The organism is Qipengyuania sp. L-5Y, assembly GCF_056859455.1.
This window is the reverse complement of the sequence record NZ_JBSXOM010000031.1, coordinates 174827-196827: the sequence shown is the minus strand read 5'-3', so window position 1 is coordinate 196827 and position 22001 is coordinate 174827. Positions and strand designations below refer to the sequence as shown.

The 22001-nt window shown below is 61.2% G+C and carries 19 protein-coding genes, 1 tRNA gene and 1 pseudogene; 12 read left to right on the top strand and 9 right to left on the bottom strand.

The genetic code is table 11. The annotated features are described in order from the left end of the window. Window positions 1–150: 150 nt before the first annotated feature. Window positions 151–1437 carry a DUF418 domain-containing protein gene (locus AC13F2_RS11835; RefSeq protein ID WP_482965312.1) on the bottom strand — a complete coding sequence of 429 codons (1287 nt, stop codon included), beginning with the start codon at window positions 1435–1437 and terminating at the stop codon, window positions 151–153. Between the two features lie 59 nt (window positions 1438–1496). Continuing rightward, on the bottom strand, window positions 1497–2543 hold the full coding sequence (locus tag AC13F2_RS11830) for an SPOR domain-containing protein (RefSeq protein ID WP_482965311.1): 1047 nt from the start codon (window positions 2541–2543) through the stop codon (window positions 1497–1499). Between the two features lie 239 nt (window positions 2544–2782). Here AC13F2_RS11830 and AC13F2_RS11825 point away from each other — a divergent pair, with 239 nt between their 5' ends. From AC13F2_RS11825 to AC13F2_RS11815, 3 genes are read left to right on the top strand one after another with little or no spacing between them, the layout of a single operon-like run. Then, the gene (locus tag AC13F2_RS11825) at window positions 2783–3499 is read left to right on the top strand and encodes a ParA family protein (protein ID WP_103022487.1); all 717 of its coding nucleotides are present in this window, start codon (window positions 2783–2785) and stop codon (window positions 3497–3499) included. Window positions 3500–3523: 24 nt separating this feature from the next. Next, the gene (locus tag AC13F2_RS11820; protein WP_196846774.1) at window positions 3524–4084 is read left to right on the top strand and encodes a hypothetical protein; all 561 of its coding nucleotides are present in this window, start codon (window positions 3524–3526) and stop codon (window positions 4082–4084) included. Between the two features lie 37 nt (window positions 4085–4121). Next, window positions 4122–5429 (top strand): SPOR domain-containing protein, encoded by a 1308-nt coding sequence (locus AC13F2_RS11815; RefSeq protein WP_482965310.1) that lies wholly within the window; start codon window positions 4122–4124, stop codon window positions 5427–5429. A gap of 70 nt (window positions 5430–5499) precedes the next feature. On the opposite strand, the gene AC13F2_RS11810 is transcribed toward AC13F2_RS11815, so the two are convergent. Together AC13F2_RS11810 and AC13F2_RS11805 are read right to left on the bottom strand one after the other, a co-directional pair. Further along, a complete protein-coding gene (locus AC13F2_RS11810; protein WP_482965309.1) occupies window positions 5500–6729 on the bottom strand; it encodes a dihydroorotase in 1230 nt (409 codons plus the stop codon). Beyond that, window positions 6726–7751, bottom strand: coding sequence for an aspartate carbamoyltransferase catalytic subunit (locus AC13F2_RS11805; RefSeq protein WP_482965308.1), 1026 nt, complete (start codon window positions 7749–7751; stop codon window positions 6726–6728). The genes AC13F2_RS11810 and AC13F2_RS11805 overlap by 4 nt, the downstream gene beginning before the upstream one ends. A gap of 101 nt (window positions 7752–7852) precedes the next feature. Here AC13F2_RS11805 and sppA point away from each other — a divergent pair, with 101 nt between their 5' ends. The 4 genes from sppA to AC13F2_RS11785 all read left to right on the top strand — a co-directional run bounded on the left by sppA (window position 7853) and on the right by AC13F2_RS11785 (window position 11369). Then, complete coding sequence (gene sppA, locus AC13F2_RS11800; protein ID WP_482965307.1) at window positions 7853–9733, top strand: signal peptide peptidase SppA; 1881 nt, start codon at window positions 7853–7855, stop codon at window positions 9731–9733. Window positions 9734–9814: 81 nt separating this feature from the next. Further along, window positions 9815–9889: transfer RNA gene (locus AC13F2_RS11795), tRNA-Val, on the top strand. A gap of 213 nt (window positions 9890–10102) precedes the next feature. Next, window positions 10103–10750, top strand: coding sequence for a hypothetical protein (locus AC13F2_RS11790; RefSeq protein ID WP_230279117.1), 648 nt, complete (start codon window positions 10103–10105; stop codon window positions 10748–10750). A 373-nt stretch (window positions 10751–11123) separates the two neighbouring features. Then, complete coding sequence (locus tag AC13F2_RS11785) at window positions 11124–11369, top strand: AbrB/MazE/SpoVT family DNA-binding domain-containing protein (protein ID WP_230279118.1); 246 nt, start codon at window positions 11124–11126, stop codon at window positions 11367–11369. A gap of 38 nt (window positions 11370–11407) precedes the next feature. Here AC13F2_RS11785 and AC13F2_RS11780 read toward each other — a convergent pair whose 3' ends face one another. Beyond that, window positions 11408–14401, bottom strand: a complete 2994-nt coding sequence (locus AC13F2_RS11780) for an N-6 DNA methylase (RefSeq protein WP_230279119.1) — start codon at window positions 14399–14401, stop codon at window positions 11408–11410. 61 nt (window positions 14402–14462) lie between these two features. Between AC13F2_RS11780 and AC13F2_RS11775 the strand changes: the two genes are divergently transcribed. Continuing rightward, window positions 14463–14735, top strand: a complete 273-nt coding sequence (locus AC13F2_RS11775; protein WP_230279120.1) for a hypothetical protein — start codon at window positions 14463–14465, stop codon at window positions 14733–14735. A 41-nt stretch (window positions 14736–14776) separates the two neighbouring features. Here the strand turns inward: AC13F2_RS11775 and AC13F2_RS11770 are convergent, their stop codons facing one another. Both AC13F2_RS11770 and AC13F2_RS11765 read right to left on the bottom strand, forming a co-directional pair. Then, window positions 14777–15682 (bottom strand): ImmA/IrrE family metallo-endopeptidase, encoded by a 906-nt coding sequence (locus tag AC13F2_RS11770; RefSeq protein WP_230279121.1) that lies wholly within the window; start codon window positions 15680–15682, stop codon window positions 14777–14779. Then, window positions 15679–16005, bottom strand: a complete 327-nt coding sequence (locus AC13F2_RS11765) for a helix-turn-helix domain-containing protein (protein ID WP_230279122.1) — start codon at window positions 16003–16005, stop codon at window positions 15679–15681. Before AC13F2_RS11765 ends, AC13F2_RS11770 begins: the two co-directional genes overlap by 4 nt. 112 nt (window positions 16006–16117) lie before the next feature. Between AC13F2_RS11765 and AC13F2_RS11760 the strand changes: the two genes are divergently transcribed. From AC13F2_RS11760 to AC13F2_RS11750, 3 genes are read left to right on the top strand one after another with little or no spacing between them, the layout of a single operon-like run. After that, entirely contained in the window at window positions 16118–17389 is a 1272-nt protein-coding gene (locus AC13F2_RS11760; RefSeq protein ID WP_482965306.1) for a nucleotidyltransferase domain-containing protein, read from the top strand. Then, window positions 17389–17832 (top strand): type II CBASS E2 protein, encoded by a 444-nt coding sequence (locus AC13F2_RS11755; protein ID WP_230279124.1) that lies wholly within the window; start codon window positions 17389–17391, stop codon window positions 17830–17832. The genes AC13F2_RS11760 and AC13F2_RS11755 overlap by 1 nt, the downstream gene beginning before the upstream one ends. After that, entirely contained in the window at window positions 17832–18875 is a 1044-nt protein-coding gene (locus tag AC13F2_RS11750; RefSeq protein ID WP_230279125.1) for a CBASS cGAMP-activated phospholipase, read from the top strand. The genes AC13F2_RS11755 and AC13F2_RS11750 overlap by 1 nt, the downstream gene beginning before the upstream one ends. 96 nt (window positions 18876–18971) lie before the next feature. Here the strand turns inward: AC13F2_RS11750 and AC13F2_RS11745 are convergent, their stop codons facing one another. Together AC13F2_RS11745 and AC13F2_RS11740 are read right to left on the bottom strand one after the other, a co-directional pair. Next, on the bottom strand, window positions 18972–19256 hold the full coding sequence (locus AC13F2_RS11745; RefSeq protein WP_230279126.1) for a hypothetical protein: 285 nt from the start codon (window positions 19254–19256) through the stop codon (window positions 18972–18974). A gap of 157 nt (window positions 19257–19413) precedes the next feature. Beyond that, window positions 19414–20316 (bottom strand): hypothetical protein, encoded by a 903-nt coding sequence (locus AC13F2_RS11740; protein ID WP_230279127.1) that lies wholly within the window; start codon window positions 20314–20316, stop codon window positions 19414–19416. A 165-nt stretch (window positions 20317–20481) separates the two neighbouring features. On the opposite strand from AC13F2_RS11740, the pseudogene AC13F2_RS11735 reads away from it, so the two are divergent. Continuing rightward, window positions 20482–21682 (top strand): annotated as a pseudogene (locus tag AC13F2_RS11735) (tyrosine-type recombinase/integrase). Window positions 21683–22001 lie beyond the last annotated feature (319 nt).

Here is a 22001-nt window from a genome sequence, read left to right as displayed (position 1 = left end):
GCTTCGGCGTCGCCAGACACATGACGAGCGGCGCGTCTTAGTTCGCTTTCCCGGATGGCATTGCAGATGCAAATGTACACTAGAAGGCTCCTGCGACTGACTCGCAAACTCATCTCTAGTGAGAGTCGTTCGCATTAGCAAGGGCATTCATCATCTCATCGGAAAAAGCCGCCGATAGGTTAAGCATCGCCATAACCACTCGAGCGGGCCGAACCGATAGCGATCGAGCCACGGCTTCGACCACAAGAGCATCAGCACCCAGCCTGCAAACATGACCAGATAAAGTTCGCTGCGGCCCAGTTTTCCGAACAAACCGCCGGCCCACCCGTGGAACACAAACAGCATCACGATCGAAGTGCCGAGATAATTGGTGAAAGCGGCGCGCCCGGCAGCCGAAACACGTGTTGCCAGCCAGCCTCCGGCGCTCCGGCCCCAGAGTGCGAGCAAGGCGACCAGGCCCAGTACGCACAGCAGGCGCGGGCCCATGGTCCAGCCAACCATAGCCGCCAACGTCCCGTAATACGTCAGACCGGCGCTTTTCGCCCACAACGCTACTGGAAAGGTGAATACAGCGCCGGTCAACAGCAGCCCCCATCCCCATCTGCGCTGCTGTCGACTTGCAATCCGACCATCGAAAAGTCCGTAGCGGTACGCGGCCATACCGATCAGCATCAGCGGCAACGTTTCAAACCAGAACAGAAAGAGGGAAGAAGGTAGCCCGTCGGCGTGGGCAGTCAGATTATGATGCACCCATTCTGCGTAACGGCCACCTGAGATGAGTTCTGTCTCAAGCCGGCCATCGGCAAGCTCGTCCTGCTTGGATTGTTCGAGTTCATTCGCCAATTGGGCGTACCCTGCTTGAGCGCCCATGTCCGTGTCGGCGACAAGCGGCAGAAACCCCACCGAAGCTGTATACAGTAGCGCGCCGCCGAAATAACCGAGCAGACCGAAGACCAATTGCTTGCGTCGCGATAGGCCGACAAACAGCAACGCAGCCAGCCCCGCACAGGCGTAGAGGAACAGGATGTCCCCGCGCCATATGAAGAAGAAATGGATCAGCCCGAAAAGGCCGAGCCAGAAAAGCCTTTGTACCTGCAGCCAGATGCCCGCCCCGCGCGCCCAGGCCTTTTCCAGGAACAGATATATGCCCGCCCCGAATAGCAGGGAAAATAGTCCGCGCATCTTCCCGTCGATCAGAACGAACTGCGCCACCCACATCCAGTTTTCCGCCTCGCTGTGCGGAACGGTGAACGCGCCGGGGAACATGTAGGCAGTCATCGGCTGGCCGAAAGCCACGATATTCGCTGCGAGAATTCCCATGACCGCAATGCCGCGAATGAAATCCAGGCTGGCGATCCTGCCCGATCCGACATCTGCCGCCGGCGCCGCGCGCGCACCCCCGCTCATATCCGGCGCCAATTCCTGATTATCCTGCATCACGGCTCCCTGTTCAGGACCGCATTAACAGTGCCAGTTCCGTTGCCAAGCTGCGCGGCTTAGCGCGCAACGAGGCAATCCTGTCCTGCACGCTTAAGAGCGCTACAAGCTGCCTCAGCCTCGCTTCGGGATTGATATCCCCCAGCCGACAGGACCGTAAGTCTGCCGGATTTGACCAGCAGACGGGATCGGCCCTTGATTTCCGCTCGGTTAGAGAGTTTTTCCCACAGTCGCTCTGCATTTCCAGGCACACCGAAGGCACCCAATTGCACCTTCCATGGTCCGTCCTGCGGCTTTACCGAAGCGGACGTAGCCGATGCTCGTGCAGAAGCAGCGGGGGCAGTCGTACTTTCCGATGCTGCCGCTGCTTCACGAGGAGGCGCATCTTTGGATGGCCCCGGTACATTTGCAGGCGGCAACGCCGCTACGGTGTAATCCGCGCCTGGCTTTGAGGGTCGGGAGGGTGTGCTCGCTACCGACGGATTGTCGGTTCCCAACGCGAGATCGACCGCCGCCAGTTCGCGGGCCCGGGCAGCTTCAGCCTCCGCCTTCAGGGTGGAGGCAAGCGACTGTGCTTCCTGCCTTTCTTCCAGCGAAATATATTCATCCATCTGTGCAATTGCGGCGCGGGCTTGTGGCAGGCCGGTAGAGTTGGCCAGCGTCAGCAGAGCGTAGGCCCGGCGCCAGTCCTTTTCGGCCAGATCGCCGTTGAAATGTGCAATGCCGAGCAGATATTGAGCGCGCGGATCACCCCGCCGCGCCGCTGCCGTCACATATGGCATTGCTTCCTCGCGTGCGCCCCGCTGGAACAGAAGCAGCCCGTAATTATCGGCAGCCCTCACGTGTCCTTGCGCCGCCGCCTTTGCGTAAAGTGCCTCTGCCTGCACGACATCCTGATCCACACCGCGTCCCAGCCGATAGGCTTGGGCCATGTTGAACTGTGCGTCGGGATCACCCTGTTCGGCAGGTCCCGCCCATTCGCGTACGGCATTGGCGAAATTGCCATCGGTCCAGGCATCGACGCCCGCCTTGACATCGGCGTTTGCTGCTACGGAAAATCCGATTGCAGCGGCTGCCACGCCGGCGAACCAGATCGTCTTTGCCATATGCACTATGAAACCTCTCGATAGTCGTCGGCGCGCCGGAGCACACCTTATCCGAGGCATCCTATAGTAAATCACCTATTAGCAAAGTGTTGCCAGGCAAACATCCAGTTCTCGGCCGGCATTGATGTCGCCCGGTTAACTTAAAATTAGGGCTGGTCTGCGATTGCCATGCCAAGGCCGCTGCAGATGTTTGCGGCAAAGGTAAATTGGATACAGGCGCAAACCAGGGGGACCAAGTCTTGCGTGTACTGGCATTGGCATCGCAGAAGGGTGGATCGGGGAAGACCACACTCTCGGGACATCTGGCCGTTCAGGCCCAACGCGCCGGAGCAGGGCCGGTCGTTCTGATCGATATTGACCCCCAGGGTTCGCTGGCAGACTGGTGGAACGAGCGTGAGGATGAATATCCCGCTTTCGCCCAGACCACGGTTGCACGGCTTGCCACTGATCTTGCCATCTTGCGGCAGCAGGGCTTCAAACTGGCCGTGCTCGATACGCCGCCAGCCATTACCATGGCTATCCAATCGGTCATATCAGTTGCCGAACTTATCGTCGTGCCGACCCGCCCCAGCCCGCACGATCTACGCGCCGTCGGCGCCACGGTCGACCTGTGCGAACGGGCCGGAAAGCCTCTGGTATTCGTCGTCAACGCCGCGACGCCCAAGGCCAAGATCACTTCCGAAGCCGCTGTCGCCTTGTCGCAGCACGGCACGGTCGCGCCGATAACCTTGCACCATCGCACCGATTTCGCCGCCTCGATGATCGACGGCCGGACCGTGATGGAGGTCGATCCGGAAAGCCGTTCGGCAGCCGAAGTTACCGCCCTGTGGAAGTATATCGCCGACCGTCTGGAAAAGAATTTCCGTCGCACGATCTTCGCCGCACCGAACGCACAGAACGTGATGCCCGGTGCCCATCGTCCCGCCGGCGGCTTCGGCCGCCGCGTGGCACAGTAAGACCCTTCGGGCGGAGACTGCCGTATGTCTGACGCCAATTTCGCCTCTCTCTCCTCCACCCTGCTGGCACGCAAGGGCGGCGCGAAGCCTGCCATGCGTCCTCAGTCTGGAATTCCGGGACCGGTCGACGGCAAAGAAGCTGCGGCCAATCTCGAAGATCTGGGCTGGAACGATATGGGCGAGGAAGAACTCGCGGCGCATTCACCTCTTCAGGAAAAGACCACGGCGGCCGCGCCTCTGCAGGACAAGGTTGTGGCCATCGCCCCGCAGCCAAGCGCACGCCGCCCAGTGGGTGAAGACAACGCACCAAACCAGGTGCGCGAATCCTTGGATCGCATCCAGGCACATCTGGAAAAACCGGAGCGGGCTAGCAAGACCGTCGTACGCAAGTCGGCCAAATTACAGGGCAAGCGAGCAGCTTTCACGCTCCGGCTCGATCAGGAACGCCATTTGATGCTGCGACTGGCCTGTACCGTGCGCGGCCGTAGTGCGCAGCAGCTGGTGACCGATGCGCTCGACGCACTGCTCGCCGAAATGCCGGAAATCGCAAGCCTCGCTGCCCAGGTGCAGCACGGTAACAAGTAAACACCGACGTCGCGGGATCGCCGTCAAGGGGGTAAGAATGAGCATTGAGACGAAAGCCACGAGCAAGCGGTTCGTAAAGCTCGCCGTCACAACGGCACTGGCGACCACCGCGCTGACCGGATGCACGGGGAAGGTAGCGCCAAGCCATGCATATTCGGCGGAACATGCCGAAACGGCACTGTTGAAGGGCAAGGCGTCCAAGGCTGTGGAGTATGCCGAAGCCGCTGTGCTTGCCGCGCCCCGGGATGCCAATACCCGTACTCTTCTGGGCAACGCCTATCTCGAAGACGGACGCTTCGCATCGGCGGCAACCACTTTTGCAGAGGCGATCGAATTGGGTGACACCGCGCCCCGGACGATTATCAGTTACGCGCTCTCGCAGATTGCTATCGGCGACCAGGCTGGGGCGCTTGGCACGCTTCAGCAATTCGACAGCATGCTCGATCCGGCCGATTTCGGTCTAGCCGTTGCGCTCGCCGGTCGTCCTGATCACGGGGTCAACGTGCTGAGCAATGCACTGCGTTCGGGCCAGAATACCCCGAAGGTGCGCCAGAATCTTGCTTATGCCTATGCCTTGCAAGGCAATTGGCGCGCAGCGCGCGTAATGGTTTCGGAAGACGTACCGGCAAACGAGGTGGGCGATCGGATCTCTCAATGGGCCGCGATGATCCAACCCGAAGCTTTCATGACCCGCATCGCGAGCCTGATCGGCGTGCGCCCGCAGGCCGATCCCGGCCAGCCGCAGATGCTCGCCCTCGCCAATCATCCGAGCGTGGACATGCTCGCCGCGGCCGAAATGGAAGAACCGGTCGCGAGCTCCGCACAGAGCGATTTTGCGTTTGCCGCCGAGCTCCCGCCAGTAGGTCCAGCCGGTGTCAGTATGGACAGTGCGGATGCAAGTCTTGCAGATGCCGGCCTCGTGCCGACCGGGGGGGGTATCCGCTTCGTAAGCAACGAGGTTGTGCAAGCCATGCCGGTTGCAGACAGCAAACCGGCAGTGTCCCGCATGAAACAGAGCACCGCACCTGCCAGCCTCGCTCGCGGTGGCGATTACAACGTACAGCTCGGTTCGTATTTTTCGATGTCCGACGCCAATGAAGCGTGGAAGCAGTTTCGCAAGCGTTACCCCGAACTCGGCGATGCCGAACGTGTGATCACAAAGGCTCGCGTAAATGGTAAGATCTATTATCGCGTTGCGGCGGCCGGCTTTGCCAAGGCTTCCGCTCAGTCCATGTGCAACAACGTCAAAGGCAAAGGCGGCGGTTGCATCGCCTACGCGTCGAGCCGTCCGTTGCCGGGCGCAATCGATGTAGTCGGCGCTGACGTGCGGGTCGCAGCTCGCTGATCCGCAACCCTTTCTAACCAGACCCTCGATGGACCCCGCTCGGAGCGATCCGGGCGGGGTCTTTCGTGTCTTAACAATCTATTTCGACACCGCCCTTGTACATTGCGGTTACGCGCCCCTGCGTTGGCCGACCATCGAAAGGCGTGTTGCCTGCCGTCGCTTCCATCCGAGCGCTCTGGATAACCCAGGGTTTATCCGGATCGACCAGAACGATGTCGGCTTCGTACCCTTCCATGATGACGCCGGCATCTACGCCCAAGATACCGGCCGGCGTGGCGGCAACCAGTTCGAAAGCGCGTCCCATGTCGATAACGTCGTCCCGCACCAGCGAGAGAGTCATGGCGAGCAATGTTTCCGCCCCTGCCATGCCCGGTTCCGCATCGGAAAACGGCAGCCGCTTGTCTTCCGGGCCGCGCGGGTCATGGCCACTGGCAATCACACCGATCGTCCCATCGGCAATCGCCTCGCGCACGGCATGCCGATCATCCTCGCTGCGCAAAGGAGGGGATAGCCGTGCGAAAGTTCTAAAGTCGACCGTCGCAAGGTCGGACAACATGAAATGTGCGGGGGTGATACCGCAGGTGACCTTCGCCCCGCGTGCCTTTGCTGCGCGCACGATCTCCAGACCATCGCGCGTGGTGACCTGTCGGAAATGAATTCGCGCATCGGCCAGCCCGGCCAGCGCAATATCGCGGGCCAAGGCGATGGACTCCGCTGCTGCTGGGGCGCTTGGCAAACCGCGCCGCGTTGCGATCTCGCCAGCAGTTGCGACAGCGCCGCCAACCAGTGCCGCATCTTCGGCATGGGCGATGACGACCATGTCCAGCATAGCCGCATATTGCAGCAGTCGCAGCATAACGCCCGAATCCGGTATCCACTGGCGTCCAGTCGCAACACCACGCGCTCCGGCATCGCGCATCAGTGCCAGTTCGGCGATCTCTCGCCCTTCCATTCCCCTGCTAGCTGCTGCGAGCGGGTGCACCCAGAAATCGGGTTTGCCGCTTTTCGCGATGTAGGAAATCCGGCTTGGCAGATCCAAAGGCGGCGACTGATCGGGCATCAGAGCGGCCCGCGTGATCCCGCCGAAGTGAAACGCTGGCTTGTCGATAGAGAAAACGCCAAGATCGACAAGGCCGGGTGCAACGAGTTGCCCTCTCGCATCGACAGTCAGATCGCCCTCATGCGCTTCCACCCCAATCCCGACGATATTGCCATCGACGAACCGAATGGCGGCGTCGCGCACACCATCGGGCGTAACCAGCTTTCCTCCAGTAATGGTAATCGGGCGCTGCTGTCTCATGCTGCTGCTCCCCATCCATCGACGCAGCGTGAACGGCGGGTCAGCACGTCAAGCGCTGCCATGCGGATCGCAACCCCCATTTCCACCTGTCTGGTGATGATCGAGCGATCGATCATGTCGGCTACCTCGCTGTCGATTTCCACGCCCCGGTTCATCGGTCCCGGATGCATGACCAGGGCATCTTCGGCCGCTTGCGCCAGGCGTTTCTTGGTCAGGCCGTAAAGGTGGTGATATTCCCGGGCGGAAGGGATGAACTGCCCACTCATGCGCTCGGTCTGAAGTCGAAGCATCATGACCACGTCCGCGCCGTCCAGTGCAGCATCAAAATCGTGATAAACCTCGGCGCCCATCGCCTCGATACCCGCAGGCATCAGTGCAGGGGGTGCGCATAGGCGGACGCTCGCTCCCAATGCCTGCAGGCACAGCAGGTTCGAACGCGCCACGCGGCTATGCAAAATATCACCGCAAATGACGATCCTCAATCCGGTGAAATCTTCGGATGCTTCGCCCCGATCCCGCAGGGCGTGCCTCAAGGCCAGCGCGTCGAGCAAGGCCTGTGTTGGATGTTCGTGTTGACCGTCACCGGCATTGAGGACCGGGCAGTCGACCTTATCGGCGATCAATTGCGTCGCTCCGCTCGATCCATGCCGGATGACGATGGCGTCAGCATGCATGGCGTTCAGCGTTATCGCCGTGTCGATCAGCGTTTCGCCCTTCTTCACGCTCGATTGCGCAGCGTGCATGTTGACGACGTCCGCGCCAAGACGTTTGCCCGCGATTTCAAAGCTTAGCAGGGTGCGGGTCGAGTTCTCGAAGAAGGCGTTGATTACGGTCAGGCCGGACAGCAGATTTTCGTGCTTGGATGCCTGACGGTTCAATCTCACCCACTGCTCCGCCTCGTCGAGCAGGAACAGGATTTCGTGCCGTTCCAGCTGGCCGACACCGATAAGGTCCCGGTGCGGAAATGCGAGCGCGCCCGCTGGATAGCGGGCCGCGTGCGGCGAGTTTGGCGTCGATGTCATTGAGACCACGCCCTTAGTCGAGGCCTATCGCCCGCTCAAGCGCTTTCCAGTGGCAATGCACGGCAGGGTTCCCTAATCCCCCGACAACAGGAGATTCATGGATGCGATTTGCCGGAAAAGTGTGGCGCCTACTGGTAGGCATAAAGGACGGGCTCGTGCTCGTGTTCATGCTGTTGTTCTTTTCTGCGCTCTTCGCCGTCCTCACCGCCCGGCCGAGCCCGGCCTCTGTTCGTGACGGGGCACTTCTTCTCGCACTCGACGGCGCCATCGTGGAAGAACGTACCGAAGTCGATCCGTTCGCCGCGCTCCTTTCCGGACAGGCACCGATGGGCGAATATCAGGCCCGCGACCTGGTCCACGCTCTGGACAAGGCGGCCGAGGATGACCGAATCGATGCTGTAGTGCTTGATCTCGACCGTTTCGTCGGCGGCGGGCAGGTGCACCTGCAGGAAGTCGGCGAGGCGCTCGACCGTGTGCGGGCGGCGCAGAAGCCGGTCCTTACTTATGCAACAGCCTATACGGACGATTCGATGCTGCTCGCGGCCCATGCAAGCGAAGTCTGGGTCAATCCGCTGGGCGGCGCGGTGGTCGCAGGTCCTGGCGGCGAACGGCTCTATTACGCTGGCCTTCTCGACAAGCTGAAGGTCAATGCGCGGGTCTACAAGGTCGGCGAATACAAGAGCGCAGTCGAACCGTACAACAGCACCGGCATGTCCGAACCGGCCCGTGAAAATGCCCGCGCGCTCTATGCTACGCTATGGGAAGAATACCGCGCCAATATGAAGAAGGCGCGTCCCGGCGCCGACATCGAACGGGTCACGACCCAGCCAGTCGAATGGGTGACTGCAGCTCGCGGCGACCTCGCGACGGCAGCGCTGCAAGCGGGATTGGTGGACAAGCTGGGAAGTCGCTCGGACTTTGAAAAACGCGTCGTCGAACTGGTCGGTGACGACGAATGGGGGGTAGGACCCAATGCCTATCCCCACACCACGCTTGCGACGTGGCTATCGGACAACCCCCTGCCGACCAAGGGCAAGCCGATCGGTGTGATCACCGTGGCCGGGGAAATCGTTGATGGCGATGCAGGTCCCGGCGTGGCCGGCGGCGACAGGATCGCAGCCCTTCTTGACGAAGCGCTCGACGACGATCTCGCCGGGCTGGTCGTGCGCGTGGATTCCCCCGGGGGGTCGGTGCTCGCTAGCGAAGTCATACGCGAAGCGATCCTGCGTCAGAAGGCGCGCAAGATCCCAGTTGCGGTGTCTATGGCCAATGTTGCGGCCAGCGGTGGCTACTGGGTATCGACACCTGCCGATCGCATCTTTGCAGAACCCGAAACCATCACCGGCTCGATTGGCATTTTTGCGGTCGTACCCACATTCGAAGAAACCGCTGCCATGATCGGCGTGACGACCGATGGCGTGCGCACCACGCCCCTGTCGGGCCAGCCTGACTTCATCGGCGGGTTCACGCCCGAGGCTGACGCCATGATGCAGGCCTTCATCGAAAACGGATACGAAGACTTTCTCAGCCGCGTCGGCGCCGCACGCGGCATGACGCGCGACCAGGTCGATGCGGTAGGCCAGGGCCGTGTCTGGGACGGCGGCACGGCACGCCAGTTGCGCCTCGTGGATGAATACGGCGGTATGGAAGAAGCCCTCGCCTGGACTGCCGCCCAGGCCAAGCTCGGTGACGACTGGCACGTGCAATATCTAGGAACACAGCCTTCAACCTACGACACTCTGCTGCGCCAGATGCTAGTCGGCGGTAGCGAGGATGCCGATATGGGCGGTGATGTATTCGCCCGCATGGCGCGCGGTCAGACGGCAATCGTTTCGCAGATTGCCGCTGACGGGGATCGTCTGCTGGGCGCGCGCGGCGCACAGGCCTATTGTCTGGCGTGCCCTCCGAGCAAGGCAACCCAACCCCGGTCGACCATCTCGAAAACCTGGCTTGCGCGGATCCTGGCATCCGTGACCGGCTAAGGGGCGGCTTGCCACACATCGATTCGCACACTAAAGGCGCGCCCCTGCCCTGCGGCGACCATTAAAGCCGCTCTTCCGGGCGGGCGCGTAGCTCAGTGGTAGAGCACACCCTTCACACGGGTGGGGTCGCAAGTTCAATCCTTGCCGCGCCCACCATCTTTTCAATGACTTAGAAGAGATGGGCAGCGTTTCCATGAAAAAAACATGAAAAACTTGGGTGGACATCCGCGAACATCGGCGGGGACCTCGGCGCGATGAGACTTCAAGCAATTGCCGGATCGATCGACCTGCATAGCCGCAGCGAACCAGAGGGTTACCGCATTTTCACGATTGGCTGACAAACATGCCCCGTCAAACTCGAGAGAAAGCATGTCAGCCCATCAACCAGTCCTTCCGGCCAAGGCCATTGAGCTCGTTAAGTCCAGAAATCTCGAAAAAGCTGATGATTTGTTAGCCGATTTCGCCGCGGCCGGTCTGATCAAAACCTATGCTCTCGTGCGAGAAATAAGACCCGCTGGGGGTCCGACCAAGGTAGTGCGCGATGCTCAGATTCCGGCTCAAGATTGGGAGAGGATTGTAGCATCGGATAAGATTCAAGCCGCCCTAAACGGTGGAACGGTTCGGCTAGAAGGCTCGCCTCTGCAGGGAGGCGCGCCGTCAGTCCTCATAACCGGAATCAGCTTTTCCGAAGCTGCGCTCGTCAAAGTTCTTGATAGGTATTGCGTGGGTTTACCTGCCGGTGCGTCAGAGCAAGCTAGCGGCTGCGATGCGCGCGCTACGACGAAAAACATCGTTCCATGCATTGAAGCTTCCGAGCCAAAGAAGGAAGACGTGCAACCGATCAGGCCTGGGGACCTTACCGCGTCGGTCGCTCAGACTGAACAGGCGACTGGGTTGGGTCGGACGACAATCGACAAGCTTATGCGAGATGGCACGCTGGTCAGGAAAAAAGTCGGCAGACGAACTCTGATCACGGTCGAAAGCATCGAGCGTTTGGTCGGTGCAAAGGTGGCCTGACAACTAAATGCGATAGTTCTCAAGTCCGCTTTGCGCCCCATTATCGGACGTTAAGCAACTCAGCGTTTATTCGCAAAAGCTGCCATTGCGCGTGCCGCATCATTCGACCGATCTTGCGTCAGTCGCCGTGCGCGTTGCCAAAAGCCATGGAAAAAAGATTCCGTGTCAGAAAGCCTGAGATTCTTATCTCTTGTGGCTAAGGAGATGGCTCAAAGCTTTGCTAACTCAGCAACTTACTCGTAGCGCGCGTTTCGATCGACAATTTTTTGCCGATCGCTGGAATTGCGACTTCATGGATATCCTTTCGACGTTATAAAAGCTCTTCGCGGAGATCGGCAATGGCTGCCGGACCCGAAGAGGTTAGCAGGCCGGCATGGCAATACGGATCGACATCACTCCGAATGGACGGATGACCCTTCCCGCCGAAGTCCGCGACCGCCCCGGTCTGTCCGTGGGCGGAACGGTCTATCTCAGCCAAACCGACGATGGTGTCGTGCTACGAACTCTGGCCCAATCGGTCGCTCCTGCACAAGCGCTTGCCCAGATGTACACCGGTAAGAAACCCGGCAGTTCCGTCGATGATTTCCTAGTCCGACGTCGCAGTGAGAGCGGCGACTGACAGAGGAGCTCCCTTCGCGATTTGCTTTTGGATTGCAGTCAGCCCGGCAAAAGCGCATCGACGAGCCGTTCGACGGTCTCGGCCACTCCATCCTCATTCAGGGCCATCCGGACGAACGCGCGTTTCGTCGTGAAATAGGCTTCCTCGGGCAAATTTACGCGCGCCGCGACCTCCGCTGCATGTAAGGCAGCGTCGGCAAGCTCGCGATGAATGTTGTCTTCAGCGTCGTATTCCGGGATCGGCAGGGTCCAGACCAGATTGTCGAAGTCGCGGGGATCGCGTTGTCCGACGGGCTGCAGATCCTTGACCCGCTCGAGGACAAGAGCGCTGTTCAGGACCGCGGTCACGTAGGCTGCTTCATCGAGACTTCTCGCGGCTGCCCAATACGCTTTGTGATCGACCACGGCTTCGTTATTCTCGATCCAGCACGCACTCAATCGGGTGCCCGCCTTTGTATAAAGAATGCGGATACCAGCGAGTTCGCCTTGCGACCTCAGACCGCCCATCGCGTCGCTGCGTTGCTCCAGCGTCATTCGCGGTGAGCCGTCGACGTTCTTGTTGCTGTGTTCGTTCCACTTGTTTTCTGCGTCCCTCAACCATCCCGCCAGACCCCGATGACCGGCGGCGTCGGCCTCAATTGACGAAAGCACGCCGTTCGGTCCGAGTGGAACGACCGCGGTGACGAAGGAAAGCGTCCGATACGGTGCGACGGTCTCCCCTAGAGCGACAGTTCGCACAAATTGACGCTCGACCGGACCCTCCGGGGGATCGAGGGTGTTCCAAGGCGCGCGATCCAGATTGCCAATCCGACCACGCAGGCGCGGTGCATCCCTGCGGCTGCGCAGGCGTCCGCCCTCGACCGGCTCGGCCAGGAAGAACCGACGCGGCGTCAACGTCGCACCTTGCCGGAAGCGCTGGCGATACGGCGAAGCGGCGAGGAGGGTTCGCGCACGGGGCCAGTTTGTCCGCGAATGCACGAGTACGGCGTCGGCTTCTGCCTCGCTGGCGTCCCGGCGAGGAAGGACGCCGACCCAGCGATCGATCTCAATCGGCATGGCCGCGTCACTGTCGCGCGTGCCGAACAGCACGCAGGTGCTCGTCGTGCTCGAGCCCGACTGAGCACCAAAGATCGGCCAAACGCGTTCGAGGCCCCATCCCCCGGTAACTGCTACCCTGACGTTGGCGAGGCTTCCATTCCGAATGGCAGCGAATACCGGTGCGTTGGTCAGCGCATAGGGAAGCACCATCGCGATCCGACCGTCATCGGCGAGATAGCGCTCGGCACCGCGCGCCCAAAATAGCGCGCACATGTCCTGATGCGTCGCGAGACTGCCGCCGACCCAAAGGTTGTAGCTCGCGAGCGCGTCACGCAGCCGGTCCTTCATCGCCGCGCTGAGGTGGCGGTAGACGATCCACGGCGGATTCCCGATCAGAACGTTCGCTCGGTTGTTCGGATGCGATAGCCAGACAGGTCGCAGGAGGTTACGGAGCACGAAGGTCCAGATGCCGTTGCGTCCGCTGACATAGAGATCCTTCAATTGCGCGAACGTCTCCGCCAGCAGCGCCGCGTCGGCGTCGTCCGCTCCGGCGCGGGCGATGGCCTGCCCGACCTGGTCGGGCTCGGCGAGCGCCTGCAGCCCGCGATTTAGCTCGTCGAGCGCCGCCTCGAACAGATATTGGTCGCTGGCGACGCCGGCGGGAATACGCAGCGGCGGTCCGTCGGGCACCTCGACCAGAACTTCCGTCGAGCGCCCGAGCGGCCGCAGGTTCCACTGCATCGCGTCACCCATGAACACCGGAACGCTGAGCGAGGCCGGGCGATGTTCGAGGAGCTCGCCGAGCGCGAGCAGCCAGGTTACCCGCGCTAGGGTGACCGCGACCGGATGGACGTCGAGCCCGAACACCTTGTCGGCTGCCGCCGCGACGATGTCGGCGGGAGCCATGTCGGCGGTCCGAGCGGTCGTGACGAGATGCCGAAGGGCTTGGAACAGGAAGGTCCCCGAGCCGCAGGAAGGGTCTAGGACACGTTCGGCTAGCGGGTCGTCGACGGCGGCCCGGACGACGCGCGCCGCGAGCCAGTCCGGGGTGTAGTACTCGCCGAGATCATGGCGCTCGTCGGGATCGATCAGGCTCTCGTAGAGGCTCTTGAGCACGTCGATCTCGACGTCGCGAAGCCGGAAGCGGACGGTCTCCGAGGCGAGCGAGCGAACGAGGTCGGCGCCGCCCTCCGCGAGCAACGGCCAGTCGAAGAAGTCCGCTTCCACCGCGCCGACGATGCCCTCGTCTGCCAGCAACCGGCCCGACAGCACGGCAGGCGCATCGTCCACGGGCAGGTCGAGGACGCGCGCGGCGATCGCCTTAACTAGTATGGTCAGATAGGTGTGCTGGAGGAACAGCGCGTCGCTGCCTACGTCGTCGCCGTAAACTTGGCGCAAGAGACCGTCCCACAGATCGCGCTTGAGGCGTACTTCCGGGTGGTCAGACAGCTCCTCCCACAGTGCCGCCAAACGGTTGCGCGCGCGCCCAAAAGCTAGGCTATGACGGCCGAAGGCGAGCGTGATCGCCATCGGCGTCGGCCGGACATCCGGCTGTGGCGCAATCAGCGGTTCGAGCCAGCCCAGCAGCCGCTCGGGGTGTTCCGGATCGACTTTGTAGCGGCCGAGCGGAAGAAAAGCGCCGTCTTCGAGCGTGTAGGCGAGAATGTCGGCGCCGTCGGTCGCGAGCCCGACCGGCGCGTGATCTGACCCGCTGCGGCTCGCCGCATCCTCCAGATAGGCCGGCATCCGCGCGAGGACGTCGCGCTCCTCGTTGCGCAGGTCGGACTTCAACTCGATTACGGTGACACCCCAGGCGACGTCTACACGGCCGCGATTGTCAATCAGGTAGCGTTCGTGCTCGAGTTCGGCGAAGCGCGCGTCGAACCCGTCGCGAAGCAGCTCGGTGATGAGGCCGCGTAGCGCTTCATGGCGCGGGCGCGAGGCCATGGCCGAAACGATCTCGGGTAGCCGGATTTGGCGCCAGCTATTGGGCATAAGCTCTCACAGTCATTGCGCTTTCATTGCACAGCGCAGAGCGAAAGCGTAGAAGATGGGGATGGCACACGCACAGGCAGACATGTTCGAGGACGCTCCGCGCGCACGCGAAGCGGTGCCGCCAGCTGTCGCCACGCGAGTGCGAGAGCGTTTGACCGCGACGTTGGCGCGCCTCGAGGCCGAGACAGTGTTTCCCTGGGCCGACGAACTCGCGGCGATCCATGAGGAAAATGGTTTTCGGGAAGCCTCGAAGTCGCTGGGCACTGAAGGAGAAGCTCTTTGGCAACGGTTCGACGCCGAGATGGACCGCCTCTACGCTACGATCAAAACGTAGCATCTCGCGCCATCCAGTCAGCCTGATCGGTTCGCTAGGGATCACTGCGCCGCGAACCTGTCGAAGGTATCTTCAATTGGTTCTTCGTCATTTTGCCAGACGGACTGCCGCTCGAAATGCAGCAGCGTAAGTTCCTGATCGTAACGATCCGAACGCAGGCACATCTCGACGACCGGCTCAGGAAACCAGGTTCCGCTCTCCTGTGGAATACCAACCTTCGCTTCCTCGGAAAACGAGCGCGTCACCGCAGTGGCCAGCGCAGGCAACTGACAAACCTCGTTCTTCGTGCGCAGGAAGCGCCCCGAACGGAATGCCGCCTTGCTCGATTTCGCCCAATGCGCGAAACCTTCGTTCGAGACCACGAGCATCGCACGGGTCTCGGTGTATTCGAGCCAACGCAGGATAACGGCGGTTAGAGAGACTCCATAACGCTGGGCTAGTTCGCTCAGAGCCGCAAAATTCGGTTGCGCCCTTGCAGGCATCTGTAACCGGAAATCGTGCAATGGCATCAGAATGTCCGCTGCAAAGATATCCGCTTCCTCTTCTATGCCGCTACCACCGCGTTGAACGACCGCTTCTTCATCGCAGTAAATCGCATGATCGAATTCCGGATCGTTCTCAATCGCAGTTCGGTGAAGCACAAAATGACCAAATTCGTGCCCAATGGTAAAGGCGCGCCTGCCTTCCGATTGTCCGCGATTATACATGATGGCCCACTGACGGGGGGCACTGTCGCTACAAACAAGCGCACCGACGCATCCCGCGATATCGGCCTCTTCTACACAATGAATGGGGCCGTCCGGCGCGACGTTTCGAGAGTACTCCATCGCGAGCTCAGCGACATCCACGGGAGCGCGATCGAACCTATCCTCGCCCAGGACGGCGTCGAGCATCTTCGTGATCCGCGCCGCTTCTTTATGAGGACGCGCCGGGGCCGCGCTCTTCATGTGTTTTTCTTCGCTCCGAGAATTTTGGCCATATCCCGCAGCTGTCGGCGGGTTTCGGGAGGCAGTCCGCTATAAGATCGGAAAAAGGCCTTGTCCTCTGCCGTCTGGAGTGTCTGCTCGTCGCTCCCAAGCAGGTAATCCACCGTGACTCCTAGCGCTTGGGCAATGACGGCCAATTTCTCTGCCGATGGGCGGGGCGGATTCTTGTTTTCCAGTTCCCAGATGTAACTTTTCGATGATGATGTAGCCTGCGCGAGCTCGTCAAGCGTCAGGTCGAGGGCGAGCCGGCGCTCCTTGATCCGGTCGCCGAACTTGATTGCCATGCTGGATCCTTGGGCTGTTCGGAGTAGCATAACACTACAGCCCTTGACACCGAATAGCAAGACACCTAGCTATGTTCGGAGTAGCGATACATAGCGTATCTGCGACGAGAACATGGATTGCTACAACCCGGAGGTTTCAGTGAACGCACCAGTCCAGCTGCAAGGACGCAACCCCTTCGACGATCCGCTCGATCGCATTCTAGCGGAAATCGCCCTGAGCGCTCAACTTCCGCCCTCGCTCCATCGGCAAGCGGGAGGTCGCTATGGGGCCGTTCGCAAGCATCTGGAAGCGGACCCCGGGTTTGAGGGTCATATAGAGCACTTCTATCCGCAAGGTTCGATGGCGATCGACGCGACAATCTCGAACCGCGGGACTGATGACGAGTACGACCTCGATATCATCTCCCAACTCGGCGGTCGTTTCCGGACCATGGATCCGCTGTCCATTTTGCTCGAACTCGAACGAGCTCTTTCTGATTACCCCGTGCAGAAAGTGGTGCGCCAGACGCGTTGCGTCACGCTTTACTACGCCGACCGGATGCATCTCGATGTCACTCCGGCGTTGCGGGTCTACGGCGCCCTAGATCGAGAGAGCTTGATCACCCATGCCAAAGGCCCTCGGATGTCTGCCGACGACCGCTTCGTCGACATGAATGCCTTCGGCTTCGCGCAGTGGTACTGCGCTCGCACGCCGCTAGAACTTCGCATGGCGAAGGCGATGCACGAGCACTGGCTTCGTCTCGAGAAGAACGCGGTGCAGGCCGATGCCGAGGTCGACGAGGTTCCCGATCAATGCGATTTCATCGTCAAGAATACAGCGACACTGGCGCTGCAGTTGCTGAAGCGGTTCCGCAATATCCGCTACGCCAACTATGATGGCCGCATACCGCCGTCGGTGATGCTTTCCTATTACGCTGGCATGGCCGCTAAGCCCGACATGACCCTGTCGGACATGCTCATCCGCCAAGCCAAGTGGATCATCGGCGAGATCGAAGACGCGAGTCGCTACTCTCGCAAGCTCCATGTTTCGAATCCGGTCTGCGAAGACGACGTCTTTACGGATCGTTGGCCCGCCACCATCGCACAACAGGATGAGTTCGCAGGACATCTCAAGGAACTCGTCGCCGGACTGGAATCCGTTAAGCGCGGCGACCTTTTCGCCGATCGACTTATGGAATGGCTGCGAGACCGATTTGGCGATCGGGTGGTGACCAAGGCAGCGGATCGGATGGCCGACGAGATTGGTGGCGGCGTCCAGGCGGCCGAGCAGCGTTATACCAGGAAAGGGGGTTTGCTTCTGCCGACAGCGGGGGTCACGGCTGCGGTCGCCAGTCCTGCCATCGCTAGCGCCAAGCCGCACCACTTCTACGGCACGCTGATCTGATGAATGATCGTGTGCTCACCATTGACGAGCAACGTGATCGCATGAAGGCGGCATGGCCCATGTTCGCTGTCCGCGCTCTTGACCGGACGACTCAATCGGCGCGCTGGGTCGGTGAAGTACGTCCGCAATTTGCGCGGTTCACATTGGAGTTTCGCTACCGGCTGGGCAGTTTTCCTGACGTGCGCGTGCTCAAACCGGCTTTGGTTCGCCTTCCCGACAATGTCGAAGGCCAGCTCCCGCACGTTTATCCGCCTGCGGATGATCCTACTCTTTGTCTCTTCGATCCGGCGCTCGATCAGTGGGGTCCGGCGATGGCTCTTTCCGAAACGACGGTACCGTGGGCATTCGACTGGATCGCCTGTTACGAGATGTGGCTGATGACCGGACGCTGGACCGGAGGCGGACGGCACGGCAGCGCGGTTCCCGATCTGGATGTGGCCTGATGTACGTCCCACCTCGCAGGTCGGAAGGGACGATAGAGCATACGCGGCTCAAGCAGCCTTGGCCGAAGGACCGCCTCTTTCGTATCCTTTCGATCGACGGAGGGGGGATCCGGGGCGTATTCCCTGCTGCCTACCTCGCCGAGCTCGAACGGCGGTTCTTGGGTGGTAAGCCGGTCGGTCGCCATTTCGATATGGTGGCAGGAACGTCCACTGGCGGCATCATAGCCCTTGCTCTAGCCAGCGGCATGAGCGCGGCCCAAGCACTTCAAGTCTACGTCGAGCGCGGTGAACGAATCTTCCCGACGCTCTCGGGCTGGCGCAGTTGGAGAAGGATGCTCCGCTGGATTTGGCGTCCCAAGCACGACCCCACAGTCCTGAAAACTGAATTGCTCAAGGTGTTCGGTGATAAGCTCATCGATGACGCAGGCATCAGGCTGGTAGTCCCGAGCTTCGAAGGGCGGCACGGCGAACCATTTCTCTACAAAACGCCGCATCATCCGGATTATCAGAAGGATCGCCACCGCAAGTTCGCGCACGTGGCCCTCCATACTACTGCGGCGCCCTCCTACTATCCCGGCGTAGAGGATGACGGCTACGTCATGATCGACGGCGGGGTTTGGGCGAACAATCCGGTTATGAACGCCGTGATTGATGTCCTGGCCTGCTACGACGTGCCCAGAGAGAATATTCGGGTTCTGAGCATCGGGACCGGCGATGGTACCTTCACGGTGCCGGACGCAGTGCGCAATGGCGGGGCTCGGCATTGGGCGGTGTTGCGGGCATTCACCGCCGCTGCACGCGCGCAATCGCTTAACGCGCTCGGGCAATGCTATCTGCTGATTGGTAAGCCGAATGTCGTCAGGATCGATCCGCCGGAATCGGAACGACCTATTCCCCTCGATGACGTCCCACGCGCCCTCCAGGAATTACCCCATGTTGCGCGCAGCTTGGCCGAAGGCTCTGGAAGACATGTGACCAAGGTGTTCTTTCGCGATGTCGCGGATCCTTTTATCCGAGCCCCATCACCAGCAAGCCCCGAATAGAGAGCCGTTGCGGTGCGCTAGTTCGGTCGTCGGCCGAAGCGGCAATTGAGAGGGTCGGCCGATCAGCAGGATCGCTGGCTCGGCCGACCCAGCGTTTTATTGGACCTCGTCGGGCCAATCGTCATAGCTGTCCGGCAGATGGCTCAGATCCTCGGGTGGCTTAGCGAATGATTCCCACTCTTCCGCCGTCATCATGTCGGTCCGAACGCTCTTCTGCAGCTGATCGTCCCACTCGGTAATGGCAGAGATGCGGACCAACATCACCTCGACCTCGCCCCTGTCGAATATTTCGAATGTCCGCGTTTTCGCCAACTTGATGTAGTGGCCGAGATCTTGCGCGAGCTCGTCCACCGAAATGCGGAAACATGCATGTGGTTTCATGGGATCAGAACCGTTCGATTGTGTACAACAATCCCGCCGACCGCGGAGCCGCGTGGGCGATGCAGTCGGGCAGGCGAAAGGTTCGTGAGAGTGATAGCCAATCGGGCATGGAAAGAAAGCCCCCCTCGCAGCTTGCGATGAAAGCGCGCGCGCTCTTCTAGCGTTCGAGCTGCCGGATCAAATATGCGGCACCAGTGGGTGTGACATCGACCGCGATCGCCAGCTTGCGACGGGTGAGCGACGGCAGCGCCATGCGCAACTCGGCCGCTTCGGCGAGCCGACTGCGTTTGGTTCGCTGGAAGCGCGTGCGCAGATCGCCCAAATCCCGCTCCATCCGACAAAGCGACCGATAGGCGGCGGGCGCTTGTTCGGCGATGCAGTCCGCGACCGCCGCGGTCCATTCCTTCGCCGAGCCGCACAAGAACTTCTGCCGCGGCACGAGCGAGGGAAGCGTATGCGCCGACAGTCCTGACCGCCGCAACATGGTCGGGACCAAGAGGTAGGCGAGCCAGGCCTTGGGATGGTCGTGGTCGAAAGAGATCTCGCGCCCGTCCGACAGCCAGGCGACCAAGCGGGTGTGATCGTCGGACTTGTCGATCAGTCGGCCCATCTCGTTCATGCGCGCGCCGATTGATGCTAGCGACGGCTCGAGACCAGACTCCTCCGCCATCCGTCGCAGCGCCCGCCACAGCGGGCCGTAGTGCACGAGATCGGCATTCGCCCAGATCGACGCTTCGCGCTCCGGATCGATTAGCGAACCGAGCAGACGGCGGACTTGCCGGGCATGTGGGCCACGGTCGGGTTCGAGACTCTCAAGGAAATAATGGACGATCGCGACGACGCTGAATGGATCGTTGCGCCCGTCACCGCTACGCGGCGGTAGCCCCGAACCGGCGACCCAGGCTTCGAGGTGGTTCGCGTCGATCGGCACGCCGGCGTTGCAGGCGGATATGGCGGCGCCCTCGAACCGCGCATGTATGGTCCAGGCGATCCGCGCAGGGCTATGGGCGAGGCGTCCATCGAGTCGTCCGAGGGCCAGAAGAGGGTCTTGCCGTTCCATATCCACGTCGTCGAATATCCAACGATTCTAGGCGCGTATGGATTCCGCAGGAAAGCAAAAAGCGATGTTGCTTTCCCTTGCCCATACGGTTCGCAAGTGGACATGTGATAAAGAGTACTTATCACATGTTGCGGGGTGTGCTGTTTGAGTTAGTTTTATGCCGGCATGTCCGATATCTCGCCCCCCTCCGCGTTGCCCGGTAGCGCTCTCGCCGCGCTCGAAACCGACCTCGCGCTCGCGCTACGCGCGCCGAATGTCGCCGTCGATCGCGAACTGCTCGCCGCTTACGTCGATGCGGCCTCGCCGAATTCGATCCGCGCGCTGCGGCAGGATGTCGAGGCGTTCGACCTGTGGTGCCGCCGCAGCGACGCTCGCGCGTTTCCGGCAACGCCCGGGATGGTCGCGGACTGGCTGAAGCATCGGGCGAGCGAGGGTGCCGCGCCCGCCTCGCTGGTGCGGTACAAAGCATCGATCGCCAAGACGCACCGGCTGCTCGACCTCGACGATCCCACCAAGCACGAGATCTGCCGGCTCGCGATCGCGGCGCATCGCCGCAATGTCGGCTCACGGCAATAGCAGGCGCGGCCGCTGCGATTTCGCGGCGCGGTCAAAGATCCGGTGCAGGCCACACCGCGCGGCATCCATATCCGCGCGATCCTCGGGGCCTGCGATAATACACCCCGGGCTGCGCAATCGCGCGCTGCTCTCGGTCGCCTACGATACCGGCCTGCGCGCGAGCGAGTTGGTCGCCGTCGCAGTCGAGGATATCGTCGAGGCGCTCGATCCCGATGCACGTCTACTGCGGATCGGGCGGCACAAGGGCGACCATGAGGGTGAAGGCTCGACCGCCTACCTCTCGCCGCGCAGCGTACAGGCGCTCCAAGCTTGGCTGCATGCCGCCGACATCAGCGAGGGTCCGGTGTTCCGGCGCGTGATTGTGCGGCGCTACGCCGATCGGCCAGCGCGCAGGCGAATCGATCCAAATACAATCTCAGGGCGCGCGATCTGGGATCCGCGCAAGTTCGCGGCGAAGGCAGCGGTTGCGGCGCGGACCGAATACAATGTGGGCGAGAAGGCACTGCACCCCGGCTCGGTCACGCCAATCGTGCGTGGCATGATCGCTAGCGCAATCGATGCGGGCGCGTTCGGCGATCTCGACAAAGAACAGGCGAGGAAATTGGTCGCAGGATTCAGTGCGCATTCGACGCGGGTCGGGTTGAACCAAGATCTGTTCGCGATCGGCGAAACGCTCGCCGGGATCATGGATGCGCTGCGGTGGAAGTCGCCAAAGATGCCGCTAGCATACAACCGCAATCTTGCTGCCGAAGCTGGCGCAGCAGGTCGGCTACTATCGAAGCTAGATTAGGTCGTTCGGCGAGCGGTGTTTCGCAGCTGACACCGGCAGCTTTGCGCCCCCATTCCAGACGTAGACGTCCCAGATATCGCCTCCTGAAAACAGACATCCCCGGCGTCATTCCGGCAAACAGCAATGAAAGCTACTTGCTCGCAATTTGGTCCCGCGTTGTTTGGTTTGGCAAACGACAACGATCCAGCGGGCTGTGGCCTTTTCGAGCACAGGGTCGGAGATTAATTCAATTTGTAGAGTGGCGCTAGGATCCCCAAGCCTGAAATCCCTCGCCCGCTTGCGAGACGTGCAAGAACGGGAAGATGCTGGTAGCACACGC